The sequence below is a fragment of the Mycobacterium sp. E3298 genome, from assembly GCF_001666895.1.
Classification (GTDB): Bacteria; Actinomycetota; Actinomycetes; order Mycobacteriales; family Mycobacteriaceae; genus Mycobacterium.
On the sequence record NZ_LZJB01000625.1, the window covers coordinates 1 to 13522 of the forward strand.

9 protein-coding genes and 3 pseudogenes are annotated in these 13522 nt (G+C 68.4%); 4 read left to right on the plus strand and 8 right to left on the minus strand.

Annotation, left to right across the window (positions count from 1 at the left end; translation table 11 throughout):
* The 7 genes and pseudogenes from A9X05_RS28865 to sepIVA all read right to left on the minus strand — a co-directional run.
* Positions 1-258 (minus strand): annotated as a pseudogene (locus A9X05_RS28865) (NifU family protein); the annotation flags it as partial.
* A complete protein-coding gene (locus A9X05_RS28870) occupies positions 255-2165 on the minus strand; it encodes a ferrous iron transporter B (RefSeq protein WP_067785811.1) in 1911 nt (636 codons plus the stop codon). The gene A9X05_RS28870 and the pseudogene A9X05_RS28865, both read right to left, overlap by 4 nt.
* A complete protein-coding gene (locus tag A9X05_RS28875) occupies positions 2162-2398 on the minus strand; it encodes a FeoA family protein (protein ID WP_067748198.1) in 237 nt (78 codons plus the stop codon). Before A9X05_RS28875 ends, A9X05_RS28870 begins: the two co-directional genes overlap by 4 nt.
* Positions 2399-2606: 208 nt before the next feature.
* Positions 2607-3467, minus strand: a complete 861-nt coding sequence (gene mutM, locus A9X05_RS28880) for a DNA-formamidopyrimidine glycosylase (RefSeq protein WP_067748200.1) — start codon at positions 3465-3467, stop codon at positions 2607-2609.
* Positions 3468-3634: 167 nt separating this feature from the next.
* Complete coding sequence (gene rnc / locus A9X05_RS28885; RefSeq protein ID WP_067748202.1) at positions 3635-4348, minus strand: ribonuclease III; 714 nt, start codon at positions 4346-4348, stop codon at positions 3635-3637.
* On the minus strand, positions 4345-4929 hold the full coding sequence (locus tag A9X05_RS28890; protein WP_197499236.1) for a DUF177 domain-containing protein: 585 nt from the start codon (positions 4927-4929) through the stop codon (positions 4345-4347). The genes rnc and A9X05_RS28890 overlap by 4 nt, the downstream gene beginning before the upstream one ends.
* Positions 4930-4985: 56 nt before the next feature.
* A complete protein-coding gene (gene sepIVA, locus A9X05_RS28895) occupies positions 4986-5723 on the minus strand; it encodes a cell division protein SepIVA (protein ID WP_055405516.1) in 738 nt (245 codons plus the stop codon).
* A gap of 334 nt (positions 5724-6057) precedes the next feature.
* On the opposite strand from sepIVA, the gene A9X05_RS28900 reads away from it, so the two are divergent.
* The 3 genes and pseudogenes from A9X05_RS28900 to A9X05_RS28910 all read left to right on the plus strand — a co-directional run.
* On the plus strand, positions 6058-6798 hold the full coding sequence (locus A9X05_RS28900) for a thioesterase II family protein (protein WP_067748204.1): 741 nt from the start codon (positions 6058-6060) through the stop codon (positions 6796-6798).
* Between the two features lie 562 nt (positions 6799-7360).
* The gene (gene fadD26 / locus A9X05_RS28905) at positions 7361-9115 is read left to right on the plus strand and encodes a long-chain-fatty-acid--AMP ligase FAAL26/FadD26 (protein ID WP_067748214.1); all 1755 of its coding nucleotides are present in this window, start codon (positions 7361-7363) and stop codon (positions 9113-9115) included.
* Positions 9112-11931, plus strand: a pseudogene (locus A9X05_RS28910) (acyltransferase domain-containing protein); the annotation flags it as partial. The gene fadD26 and the pseudogene A9X05_RS28910, both read left to right, overlap by 4 nt.
* On the opposite strand, the gene A9X05_RS28915 reads toward A9X05_RS28910, so the two are convergent.
* Entirely contained in the window at positions 11903-12322 is a 420-nt protein-coding gene (locus A9X05_RS28915; RefSeq protein WP_067782907.1) for a hypothetical protein, read from the minus strand. The pseudogene A9X05_RS28910 and the gene A9X05_RS28915 sit on opposite strands and share 29 nt — an antisense overlap.
* A gap of 79 nt (positions 12323-12401) precedes the next feature.
* Here A9X05_RS28915 and A9X05_RS28920 point away from each other — a divergent pair.
* A pseudogene (locus A9X05_RS28920) lies at positions 12402-13522 on the plus strand (acyltransferase domain-containing protein); the annotation flags it as partial.

Genomic DNA, 13522 nt, shown 5'->3' on the forward strand with positions numbered 1-13522 from the left:
GCCCTGAGGGTCCAGCAGCGCCTCGCCGAGCGCCTCGCGGACGTCGTCTCCCAGTTCACGCCAGCTGCTGCCGGCGCCGATCGTGATCAGGATGTCCCCGGCGCCCACAACGAGCTCGGTGATCACCCCGCTGCCCAGCAGGGCGCCCAGCCGGCCGGGGGCGCCCCTGACCGCGCCGCGCGCCGGCAGCCGGTCGGGCGGGACCACCCAGCGCAGCTGACGCGGGTCCGCGGTCGCGGTGGCGTGGATCGGAATCATGCGCCCACTCCGACCGCGATCGAGCGGGCCGCAAACGCCATCGTCCAGGCGAGGACGAACATGTAGGACCACGCGAACGCGGGCCACCGCCACGAGTTGGTCTCGCGGCGCATCACCGCGACGGTGGACATGCACTGCAGCGCGAAGATGAAGTACACCATCAGCGCGATGACGGTAGGGGCGGTGAACACCTTGTGGCCGTCGTCGTCGGCCATCGTGACCAGGGCCTCATGCGGGTCGTCGGGACTCGTCGCCGCCGACACCTGACCGAGGGTGGACACGAAAACCTCACGCGCCGAGAAGGAACCGAGCAGGGCGACGTTGATGTGCCAATCGAAACCGAGTGGCTTGAACACCGGCCCGATCGCCTTTCCGACGTCGGCGGCGTAGCTGTGGTCCATCACGTAGGCGGTGGTCTCCGTCGGCGACATGTGCGCGGTCTCCGCTGGGCGCGCCGGAAGATTGAGCAGCACCCAGAGCACCACCGAGGTGCCCAGGATGATGGTTCCGGCCTTGCGCAGGAACACCTTCGCCGAATCCCACATGGTGATGAGCACGTTCTTGGGCGATGGGAAACGATACGGGGGCAGCTCCATCGTGAACGGGAGCAGATCGCTGCGCAGGATCGTCGACTTGAACAACGACGCCGCGATCAGGGCCGAGGTGCCCCCACACAGATATAGCAAGAACATCGCCACACCCTGCGCGCTGAACCCCCACCATTGGGTCTGCGGCGAGACCAGCAGCCCCACCAGCAGGGTGAAGACGGGGAGCCGGGCGGAGCAGGTCATCAACGGCGCCGTGATGATGGTGGCGATCCGGTCGCGCGACGACGGCAGCGTCCGGGTGGCCATGATCCCCGGGATGGCGCAGGCGAACGAAGAGAGCATCGCGACGAAGGCGCGACCCTCCAGACCCGTCGTGGCCATCACCCGGTCCATCAGGAATGCCGCTCGCGCCATGTAGCCGACGTTCTCCAGCAGCGCGATCAGCAAGAACAGCAACACGATCTGCGGGATGAACTGGAGCACCGTCCCCACGCCGCCGATGAGTCCCTGGCCGAGCAGACCCCGCACCACATAGTTGCCGACGTGGTCGCTGACCAGCGTGCCGAGCCAGCCGAGGCCCTGGCTGACGCGGTCCTGCAGGGGCGCGGCGACGGTGAAGACGACCTGGAAGAAGCAGAACATCACCGCGAAGAAGATGACGGTTCCCCACAGCGGGTGCAGCACGATCCTGTCGATGCCGCGCGTGCGCTGATCCGGCTGCGGCGCAACGTATTCGGCGGCACGCAGCACCGACTTGCCCCAGGCGTCGACGGCGTCGTCGTCACCCGGCGGCAGAATCGGGGGACGCTGCCACCGGTCGAAGGACACCAGTTGGGCGCGCAGGCTGTCGATGCCCCCGCCGCGGTGCGCGATGACCGGGAGCACCGGGATGCCCAGCGCCGTCGACAAGGCGCCGACGTCGATGCGGCCGCCGCGCGCGGTCAACTCGTCGGTCATGGTCAGCGCCAACAGGCACGGGACGTCGAGCCGCATCACCTGGGCCACCAGCGTGATCGAGCGGTGCAGCGTGGTGGCGTCGGCCACCAGCACGATCGCGTCGGGACGGCCGGCTTCGGCGACGTTGCCGGCCAGCAGGTCGGCCACTACCTGTTCGTCCGGGCTGATGGGCTGCAAGCTGTAGGTGCCGGGCAGATCCTCGACGGCGATCTCGACGCCGTCCATCTTCGCGATGCCGACCCTGCGACCCACGGTGACGCCCGGATAGTTGCCGGTCTTGGCGCGTAGCCCGGTGAGGTGGTTGAACACCGACGTCTTGCCCGCGTTGGGGCTGCCCACCAGCGCGACCCGCGCCGCACCGGCAACCGCGACCGCGGCGCCTTCCTCGTGGCAGGACGTCATGCGACGCTCCCCGGGTCGACTTGGATCAGCCGCGCCTCGCGGCGGCGCAGGCACAGCTCGGTGTCTTGGACGCGGTAGATGGTCGGGTCGCCCATCGGCGCACGCCGGATGACCTCGACGTCCGACGCCGGCCGGAAGCCAAGCTGCCGCAGTCGCCCCGCCACCACGGGAGACGCCGCCGGCGCCACGCCCAGGATGGTCGCCCGCTGGCCCGGCGCGAGCTGAGCCAGCACGGTCGGCGAACCCGATCCACGAAGTGAGCTCCGCACTAGCCGACCCGACTCCATCGGTTCACCATGCCACCCAGGATAACGACGCGAGGTGAGGATAACCTCACCTTTCTTGCAAACGTCGGGCCGGCGCCCATCGAGTGTGCGCCCCGGGTGACGTCCGTCGGCGTGTCGCCGCCGTGGGCGCACACTCAAAGCCCTGCTCGCACGCTCAAAGGCGGGGGCGCGGCTGACATCTCGGGCAGTAGAACGACGACCGGTTCATGAACTTCTCCCGGCGTATCACCGCGCCGCAGCGCCGGCAGTTCTGCCCTTCGCGGCCATATGCGTCCAGCGACCGGTCGAAGTAGCCGGATTCGCCGTTGACGTTGATGTACAGCGAGTCGAACGACGTTCCGCCCTGGGCCAGCGCGTCGCGCATCACGTCCGCCGCCGCGTCCAGGATTGCGCCCAGGCGGCGGCGGCTCAAGGTCGCCGCGATCCGGGCCCCGTTGACCTTCGCCCGCCATAGCGCCTCGTCGGCGTAGATGTTGCCGATGCCCGACACGACGGTCTGATCCAGGAGCTGCCGCTTGATCTCGGAGTGCTTGCGCCGCAAGACGTTCACGACGGCGTCGCGGTCGAAAAGCGGGTCCAGCGGGTCGCGGGCCAGGTGTGCGACGGGCGCCGGAACGGCGCTGCCGTCGACGCTCACCAGGTCGGCGAGCATCCAGCCGCCGAAGGTGCGTTGGTCGGCGAAGCTCAGCACGGTCCCGTCGTCGAGCAGGGCCGAGATGCGCACGTGGTCGGCGCGCGGCACCTGCCCCAGCAGCATCTGCCCGCTCATGCCGAGGTGCACCACCAGGGCCGTGTCCGGGTCCCCCGGGCCGTCGAGCAGCAGCCACAGGTACTTGCCGCGCCGATCGGTGCCGGTGATGCGCGCGTCGAGCAGCCGGGCGGTGAGGTCGGCGGGGCCGGCCTCGTGGCGGCGCACCGCGCGCGGGTGATGCACCCGAACGGCCGTGATCGTTTTGCCGACGACCCAGGCCTGCAAGCCGCGGCGCACCACCTCGACTTCGGGTAGCTCGGGCACCTAGTGATGATCGCAAGCGCGGCGAAACCGGGCGAAGCGGGTCATCACCACCGGCCCAAGTGATGATCGCAAGCGCGGCGAAGCTGGGCGAAGCGGGTCATCACCACCGGCCCTAGTGATGATCGCAAGCGCGGCGAAGCCGGGCGAAGCGGGTCATCACCATCGATCTAGACGGACGTCTTGTCGGCCGGGTCCAGCTCGTCGAGCGCTTTCCAGGTGGCCGCCGCGGCCTTCTGCTCGGCCTCCTTCTTGGAGCGCCCCACCCCGGACCCGTACTCGGTGTCCATCACGACGACGACCGCGGTGAACTCCTTGTCGTGGTCCGGGCCGGTGGAGGTGACGACGTAGGACGGCGCGCCCATGCCGCGAGCGGCGGTCAGCTCCTGCAGGCTGGTTTTCCAATCCAGCCCGGCCCCCAGCGTGGGCGCGGCGTCCAGCAGCCCGCCGAACAGCCGCAGGATGACCTCGCGCGCGGTGTCGATCCCGTGCTGCAGATAGATGGCGCCCAGCAGCGATTCCATCCCGTCGGCCAGAATGCTCGACTTGTCGGCGCCGCCGGTGTTGGCCTCCCCGCGCCCGAGAAACAGGTGAACGCCCAGGCCGTCCGGGGACAGCTTGCGGGCGACGTCGGCCAGTGCCTGGGTGTTGACGACGCTGGCCCGCAGCTTGGCCAGGTCGCCCTCCGAGCGGTCGGGGTGGCGGTGGTAGAGCTCGTCGGTGATGGTCAGACCCAGCACGGCGTCGCCGAGAAATTCCAGACGTTCGTTGGTGGGCAGGCCGCCGTGCTCGTAGGCATAGCTGCGATGCGTCAACGCGAGCGAGAGCAGCTCGTCGGGGAGCTCGACCCCGAGCGCGTCGAGCAGTTCCTGGCGTGACGTCATTGCTCACCCCGCGGCGCGTCGGGCTCGGGAAACAGGCCGGCCAGCTTGGCCCACCGCGGGTCGATGCGGTCGTGCCGATGGCCGGGCTCGGCCGCGAGCGCGATCCCGCATTCAGGACACAGCCCGGGGCAGTCGGGCGTGCACAGGGGCGCGAACGGCAGCTCCAGCCCCACGGCGTCGACGATCGACTGCTCGAGGTCGACGGTGTCGTCGACGATGTGACCGACCTCGTCCTCCTCGGTGGTCGCCTCCGTCGTGCTGTCGGGATAGGCGAACAGCTCGGTCAGGCTGACCTGCACCCGACCGTTGACCGGGGTCAGGCACCGGGAGCATTCGCCGACCGTGGGGGCGTCCACCGTCCCGGTCACCAAGACGCCCTCGGAGACGGACTGAATTTGCAGGTCCAGATCCAACGGCGCGTCCTGTGCGATGGCGATCATGTCCAGCCCGATGCGCGACGGGCTGGGCACGCTCTTGCGCAAAGTCACCATCGCTCCCGGGCGTCGCCCAAGCTTGGTGATGTCGATCGACATCGGCGAGCTCAGACGGCGCTGGGAGGTGGTGCTGTGCTGCCGCGTCATAGGAGAAATCCTACGGCGCGCGCCGCATAATGCCAGGGCACGGCCTCCCGCAGGCGTCAGCGCACCGCGTAGTCGTGCGTGCCCGCCGCCGTCCGGAGCTGGTGACGTCCGCGCCCGACGGAGCGCAGCGTGCCATTGAGGAATTCCTCGAACTCGGCGAGCTTGTTGTCGACGTAGATGTCGCATTCACCGCGCAGCCGGTCGGCCTCGGCGTGCGCCGAGTCGATCAGACGGGTGGCCTCGGCGTTGGCGGCCTCTACCACGCTGTTCTGCGACACCAGGCGCTGCTGCTCCTTAATGCCCTCTTGAACGGCCTTCTCGTAGGAGATGTTGCCGTTCTCCAGCAGCCGGTCGGCCTCGGCCTGGGCGCGGCCGACGCTGGCCTCGTACTCGCGTTTCGCCGCGGTGGCGATGCGCATCGCCTCCTCGCGCGCCTCACCGACCATCCGCTCGCTGTGCTGGCGCGCCTCGCTCACCATGCGGTCGGCCTGCGATTTTGCGTCCGACAACAGCCGGTCGGCCTCCGCGCGGGCGTGGTTGAGCATCGACTCCGACTCGGTGGTCGCCGAGGACACCATGGATTCGGCGTGCGACTTGGCGTCCTGCAACATCGAGTCACGCGCGTCGAGGACGTCCTGGGCGTCGTCAAGCTCGCCAGGGATCGCATCCTTGATGTCGTCGATCAGTTCCAGCACGTCACCGCGGGGCACCACGCAGCCGGCCGTCATCGGAACGCCGCGCGCTTCTTCAACGATGGCGCTCAGTTCGTCGAGCGCTTCAAAGACTCGGTACACGGCCATATCCTCCTGGCGTCTGCAAAATCCTGTTGTTACCAGTGTGCCTGGTGTTGCCCTTGTGACAGCGGTGGCGGGCCGGTGTGTCGGACATTTGACCGCCCCGGCCCCATCCGCCCGGGCAGCTGCCCGCGGCCACCCGGCGTCGCGGCGCCCACGCTCCCCGGCACGCGGGAAATTCGAGGCGAAAAGCGCCAGAAATCGGGCGACAATCGGATCACAAGCTCGATTGTTCCAGCACTTCTGCGCCGGCGCCGCGCAGGCCGACGAGGCGGGCGAATATCGCCGTGGCGATACCGGCGAGCGGCGAATCACCTCGGGATAGGGTGGCGCGGTGAACAGGCCCACGGACCCGGATAGCGGCAACGCGCGACAGCCCGCGCCGACGCTTTATATATTCCCGCATGCGGGCGGATCGGCGAGCTATTACGTTCCATTCGCCAAGGCATTCTCTGCGGACGTAAGACGCGTCGCCGTCCAATATCCCGGGCGCGCCAAGGGCCTGACCCAGCTGCCGAGCATTCCCGCGCTCGCGGACGAAATCTATTCGATGATGGCGCCTTCCGCGCCGGCCGATGCACCGCTGGCCTTCTTCGGCCACAGCATGGGCGGCCTGATGGCCTTCGAGGTGGCACTGAGGTTCCAGTCCGCCGGGCAACCGGTCTCCGCCCTGTTCGTGTCGTCGAGTGCGGCGCCCGGCCACATCCGCTACAAGGAGCTGCAGGGCTCCGACCGCGACATCCTCAACGTCGTCGCCCAGGTGACCGACACCAACCCCGAGCTGCTTGCCAACGATGAATTCGCCCTGACGATCCTGCCCACGCTGCAAAGCGTCCGGGCGATCGCGGGCTATACCCACCCGCCGGAAGTCAAGGTGTCGTGTCCGATCTACGCGTTCGTCGGGGACAACGACATCATCGTGGCCGAGGAGAACATGCTGGCCTGGTGCGATCGCACTACCGACGATTTCCGCATTCGGGTGTTTCCCGGTGACCACTTCTACCTGAACAACAATTTGCCAGAGCTCGCAAAAGACATCGAGGAAGCGGTCCTCGACCGGTGCACGAGTAGATAGCTGCGCGGGCGGCCGCAGGCCAGTCAGCGGATCGGGCCGACCGCCTGCGGCCCTGCTGCCGCTTCGCCCGCGAGTTTGCCGGCGGCGACTCCCCGCGGCCGGGGATGCCGGCGGGGCCGGCCGCTGGGTACCCGCCGTTCGGTCAGGACACGAGCCGGCGTCGCATCCCGCCGCGGATATCCACACCGCCAGGGGTTGTCAAAACCGGGCGCTGGGACTACAACGGACCCAAGCCTGTCGCCCGGTGCAAACCGAGTCGCCCTCACCCGTCTGATCACTATTTGTCACTCGTATAACAGGTGCACCATACGCCACGGGCGCGTACTACATATATATCGTGCAAGATCCGCCAGACAGATCTCGGCAGGAGCGCAGCCCCCGACAGGCACTGTGGTGTGGGCTACATCTCTTTTTGATTTTGTAAATCGGAGGGTCTCGTCCGCAAAGAATGCTTAGGTTGCTTCACAAGAGTGGTTGTCGGTAACCGGGGAAGCCGCTCTTCGCGCCGCACGCGAGATGCGTGCACGTCACGAACGGCGTCAGCGAACTGGAAGGGCCACAAATGCCGGTTACCGACACGTCCATCCCCGATTTGCTGCAGGAGCGAGCCGAGCGGCAGCCCGGCGCAACCGCCTTCACGTTCATCGACTATGAGCAAGACCCCGCCGGGTTTGCCGAGCGCCTCACCTGGGCCCAGGTTTACCGCCGCGCCCGCATCATTGCTGACGAGCTGTCACTCTGCGGCTCGCCCGGAGACCGTGCGGCCATCCTGGCGCCGCAGGGACTGGAATACGTCGCGGCCTTCTTCGGCGCGCTACAGGCCGGGTTCATCGCCGTTCCGCTGTCCACACCGCTCTACGGGGTCCACGACGACCGGATCTCCTCCGTACTGCGGGATTGCAATCCGGTCGCCATTCTCACCACGTCGGCCGTGGTCAGCGACGTCAACAAGTACGCCTGCGGCCAGGACGGCCACCCCGCGCCACTAGTCATCGAAGTCGACCTGCTGGACCTGGAATCCACTCGCGAACTGCCGCCCGCTCAGCAGTTCGCGTCGGGTGCGGGCTATCTGCAATACACGTCCGGTTCTACGCGCACACCGGCCGGCGTGATCGTGTCGCACAAGAATGTCGTCACCAATGTGACGCAATGTATGTACGCCTTCTTCGGTGAACCGGAAAACCTCCCGGCAAACCTTTCTCTGGTGTCGTGGCTGCCCTTGTTCCACGACATGGGGCTGATTCTGGGAGTTTGTGCGCCGCTGGTGACAAACCGCAGCGCTGTGCTGATGAGTCCGATGGCGTTCCTGCAACGCCCGGCCCGTTGGATGAAAATGCTTGCCACCAATGGTCAGTGCTTTTCCGCGGCACCCAATTTCGCTTTCGAACTGGCGGTGCGCCGGACATCGGATGACGACATGGCGGGACTCGACCTCGCCGAAGTGCAGACGATCGTCAGCGGCAGCGAACGAATCCACGTGGCCACCGTCAAGCGCTTCACCGACCGCTTCGCCCCCTTCAACCTGCGCCCGACGACGGTCCGGCCCTGCTATGGCCTCGCCGAAGCGACCCTGTACGTGGGGGGTCCCGAACCCGGCACCATGCTCAAGACGGTCCGGTTCGACTATGAGCACTTGACCGCCGGCCGGGCCCGACCGTGCGGGACCGAGGGGATGGTCGGCACCGAGCTCATCAGTTATGGCTCACCCGATCCCGCCGCCATGCGAATCGTCAACCCCGAGACGATGACCGAGAGCCCCGCGGGCACGGTCGGGGAGATCTGGGTGCGCGGCGACCACGTGGCCCTGGGCTACTGGCGAAAGCCGGAACAGACGGCACGCGTTTTCCAGGCCGAACTGGTCAACCCGGCTCCGGGCTGTCCGAAGGGTCCATGGTTGCGGACGGGCGACCTGGGCGTCATCGCCGACGGCGAGATGTTCATCATGGGCCGCATCAAGGACCTGCTCATCGTCGACGGGCGCAATCATTATCCCGACGACATCGAGGCAACCATCCAGGAGATCACCGGCGGCCGGGTCGCGGCCATCTCGGTGCCGGACGACATCACCGAGCAACTGGTCGCAATCATCGAGCTGAAGGGGCGCGGAGCGTCCGAGGAAGAGGCACTGCTGCGCCTGCGTTCGGTGAAACGCGAAGTCACGTCGGCGATCTCGAAGTCGCACAGCGTGCGCATCGCCGACCTCGTTCTGGTGTCACCGGGATCCATCCCGATCACCACCAGCGGTAAGGTTCGGCGCTCGGCATGCGTCGAGCGCTACCAAAGCGACGGATTCATAAGGCTGGACGTGACGGTATGACGTCAGGCATCGGTGGCGAAGACGACCTCCGCCACTGGTTAGTGGACTACTTGGTGACCAACATCGGTTGCACCCCTGACGAAGTCGATCCCAACCTGTCGTTGGCCGACCTCGGCGTTAGTTCCCGCGAGGTGGTGGTGCTCTCCGGCGAACTGTCAGAGTTGTTGGGCAAGAAGGTATCCCCCGTGGATTTCTGGCAAAACCCGACCATCAACGCTCTGGCCGCCTACCTCACCGCGCCCGAGTCCGAGCCGGAGCCGGACGCCACACTCAAGCGCCCGGCTCGTAACTCACTCGACGAGCCGATCGCCGTCATCGGAATGGGGTGCCGATTCCCCGGCATTGCCGGGCCCGAGGCGTTATGGAAATTCCTCTGCGAGCGCGGTTACTCGATCGGTCAGGTGCCGCCTGAACGGTGGCAGCCGTTCGAGTCCGGCTCACCCGACGTGGCGGCGGCGCTCGCCCGGACGACGCGCTGGGGATCGTTCCTGCCGGACGTCGATGCCTTCGACGCGGAGTTCTTCGAGATCTCCCCGAGCGAAGCCGACAAGATGGACCCCCAGCAACGCCTGCTGCTGGAAGTCGCCTGGGAAGCGTTGGAACATGCGGGAATTCCGCCAAGCTCGTTGCGCCGGTCACAGACCGGGGTCTTCGCCGGTGCATGCCTGAGCGAATACGGGGCCATCGCCTCGAACGACTTCTGCGGGGTGGACGGCTGGAGCAACACCGGCGGAGCGATGAGCATCATCGCGAACCGCCTCTCGTATTTCCTCGACCTGCGCGGCCCCTCGGTGGCGGTCGACACGGCGTGCTCGTCGTCGTTGGTGGCCATCCACCTGGCCTGCCAGAGCCTTCGGACCGAAGATTCCCAGTTGGCGATCGCCGCCGGCGTGAATCTGTTGTTGTCACCGGCGGTGTTTCGCGGCTTCGACCAGGTGGGCGCCCTATCGCCGACGGGTAAGTGCCGCGCGTTCGACGCAGCGGCGGACGGGTTCGTCCGCGGCGAGGGCGCGGGGGTCGTGGTGCTCAAGCGGCTGACCGACGCGCAGCGGGACGGCGACCGGGTACTGGCCGTGATCTGCGGCTCGGCGATCAACCAGGACGGGCGGTCCAACGGGCTGATGGCCCCCAACCCCGCGGCGCAGATGGCCGTCCTGCGAGCCGCCTACAGCAACGCCGGGATGCAGCCCAGCGACGTCGACTACGTCGAAACACACGGCACCGGAACACTATTGGGCGACCCCATCGAAGCACGAGCACTCGGCACGGTGCTCGGCCGCGGACGTCCCGAGGACGCCCCCCTGCTCATCGGCGCGATCAAGACGAATCTCGGCCACACGGAGGCGGCCGCGGGCATCGCGGGCTTCATCAAGGCGGTGCTCGCGGTGCAGCGCGGCCAGATCCCGCCGAACCAGCGCTTCGAAAGCCCGAACCCGCACATCCCGTTCGACGAGTTGCGGATGAAAGTCGTTCGGACTCAAACCAGTTGGCCGGTCCGCGAGCACCCGCGCCGGGCCGGTGTGTCCTCGTTCGGATTCGGCGGGACGAACGCGCACGTGGTGATCGAGCAGGGCCAGGACGTCGCCCCGGCGGTTCGGCCAGACGCCGATCCGGGGGTGTCGACGTTGGTGGTGTCGGGTAAGACGGCGCGGCGGGTGGCGGCGACGGCGTCGGTGCTGGCCGAGTGGATGCAGGGTGGCGGGGCCGGGGTCGCCCTCGGCGATGTGGCGCACACCCTCAACCATCACCGGGCCCGGCAGGCGCGATTTGGCACGGTGGTCGCCCGCGACCGTGCCCAGGCGGTGGCCGGGCTGCGGGCACTGGGGGGTGGCCAGCACGCCCCCGGGGTGGTGTTGCCCCGCGAGGGCGCGGTCGGGCCGGGCACGGTGTTCGTCTACTCCGGGCGCGGGTCGCAGTGGGCCGGCATGGGCCGCCTGCTGCTGGCCGACGAGCCGGCCTTCGCCGCGGCGGTCGACGAGTTGGAGCCCGATTTCGTTGCCCAGGCCGGGTTTTCGCTGCGCGAGGTGATCGCCACCGGCAGCGAACTGGTCGGCATCGAACAGATCCAGCTGGGCCTGATCGGCATGCAGCTGGCGCTGACCGCGCTGTGGCGCGCCCACGGCATCACCCCCGACCTGGTCATCGGCCACTCCATGGGCGAAGTCGCCGCCGCCGTGGTGGCCGGTGCGCTCACGCCCGCCCAGGGATTGCGGGTGACCGCGACGCGATCGCGGTTGATGGCCCCGCTGTCCGGGCACGGCGGCATGGCCCTGCTGGAGCTCGACGCGCCCGCCACCGAGGCGCTGATCGCCGAGCACCCCGAAATCACCCTGGGCATCTACAACTCCCCCCGCCAAACCGTCATCGCCGGACCCACCGACCAGATCGATCAGCTCATCGCCGAGGTCCGCGCCCACAACCGGTTCGCCAGCCGGGTCAACATCGAAGTCTCCCCGCACAACCCGGCCATGGACCCCCTGCAACCCCCGATGCGCGCGGAACTGGCCGACCTGACCCCCCAACCGCCACGCATCCCGATCATCTCCACCACCTACCCCGACCTCGACACCCGCCCGGTCTTCGACGCCGACCACTGGGCCACCAACATGCGCAACCCCGTCCACTTCCACCAAGCCATCGCCCACGCCGGCACCGACCACCACACCTTCATCGAAATCAGCGCACACCCCCTGCTCACCCAAGCCGTACTCGACACCCTGGGGGAAGGAAAGCCGGCCACCAGCTATCTGAGTCTCGGTACCCTGCAACGCGATACCGACGACACCATCACCTTCCGCACCAACCTCCACACCGTGCGGGCACCGAGCCGTCCAGATCGATGATGCCGCCCCAGATTTCGGGGTGTTCGAGTGCGAGGGTGCGTCCCAGGCCCCACAGCGCCCCGTGTGCGGGGTTGGCGCGGTCGCCCTCGGTGGTCGGTTGGCCGTTGCGGGTGACGATGAACAGCTTCGCTGGCGTGGCGGCGGCCGCCATGGCCGCGGTGAGCCGGCGGGTGTGGTGGAACAGCTGATAGGCGACCGCGACCGACGTTCCGGAGGCGGGCGGCGCGTAGAGCACGCGGTCGACACCGTTGAGCGCCCCGTGCAGTGCCTCTTCGTCGGCGAGGGCGCCGGACTCCAGGCCCTCGATGCCGATTTGGGACCCGGCGACGCGGTCCAGTTCGCCGGTCAGCTCGGTGTCGCCCACGACCAGCCATCGACCGCCGCCGGGTGGCGGAGCATCGGGGAGCGGTCGCACGGGCCAGGCAACCCCATAGGACCAGTCATCGATCGGGGTGCCGTTGCCCCTTCGCGCAGAGCGGGTGTCCGTCGCAGCGCGGGGACTGTTGGGCCGCAACGCCGGTGGGGCGGCGGACGCGATGTCGATCCAGTGGCGGGTGTGGTGCCAGGGGGTGGTGGTGCTCAAGCGGCTGACCGACGCGGTGCGCGACGGCGATCGAGTGCTGGCCGTGGTGCGGGGTTCGGCGGTCAACCAGGACGGGCGCTCCAACGGCATCACCGCGCCCAACACGGCCGCCCAATGCGATGTGATCGCCGACGCGTTGCGGTCGGCCGACATCGCACCGGAAAGCGTCAACTACGTGGAGGCCCACGGAACGGGGACGGCGCTCGGGGATCCGATCGAATTCGAAGCGCTGGCAGCCACTTACGGGCGCGGCCCGGGCTCGTGCGCGCTCGGCGCGGTGAAGACCAACATCGGCCACCTGGAGGCGGCGTCCGGGGTGGCCGGGTTCATCAAGGCGGTGCTGGCGGTGCAGCGCGGGCAGATCCCGCCGAACCTGCACTTCTCGCAGTGGAATCCGGCGATCGACGCGTCGTCGACCCGGCTCTTCGTGCCCGTCGAGAACATCGAATGGCCGTCCGATGCGGGTCCTCGCCGGGCGGCGGTGTCGTCGTTCGGTCTCGGCGGGACGAACGCGCACGCCATCGTCGAGCAGGGCCCTGGGTTGGCGCCGGTCGACGACGCCGGCCCCGACGGCGGGGTGTCGACGTTGGTGGTGTCGGGTAAGACGGCGCGGCGGGTGGCGGCGACGGCGTCGGTGCTGGCCGAGTGGATGCAGGGTGGCGGGGCCGGGGTCGCCCTCGGCGATGTGGCGCACACCCTCAACCATCACCGGGCCCGGCAGGCGCGATTTGGCACGGTGGTCGCCCGCGACCGTGCCCAGGCGGTGGCCGGGCTGCGGGCACTGGGGGGTGGCCAGCACGCCCCCGGGGTGGTGTTGCCCCGCGAGGGCGCGGTCGGGCCGGGCACGGTGTTCGTCTACTCCGGGCGCGGGTCGCAGTGGGCCGGCATGGGCCGCCTGCTGCTGGCCGACGAGCCGGCCTTCGCCGCGGCGGTCGACGAGTTGGAGCCCGATTTCGTTGCCCAGGCCGGGTTTTCGCTGCG

Coding starts and splice junctions, on each gene's coding strand:
- rnc (WP_067748202.1), bottom strand. CDS start 4,348: ATGACGTCACGCCAGGAACTGCTCGACGCGCTCGGGGTCGAGCTCCCC.
- A9X05_RS28870 (WP_067785811.1), bottom strand. CDS start 2,165: ATGACGTCCTGCCACGAGGAAGGCGCCGCGGTCGCGGTTGCCGGTGCG.
- fadD26 (WP_067748214.1), top strand. CDS start 7,361: ATGCCGGTTACCGACACGTCCATCCCCGATTTGCTGCAGGAGCGAGCC.
- A9X05_RS28890 (WP_197499236.1), bottom strand. CDS start 4,929: ATGACGCGGCAGCACAGCACCACCTCCCAGCGCCGTCTGAGCTCGCCG.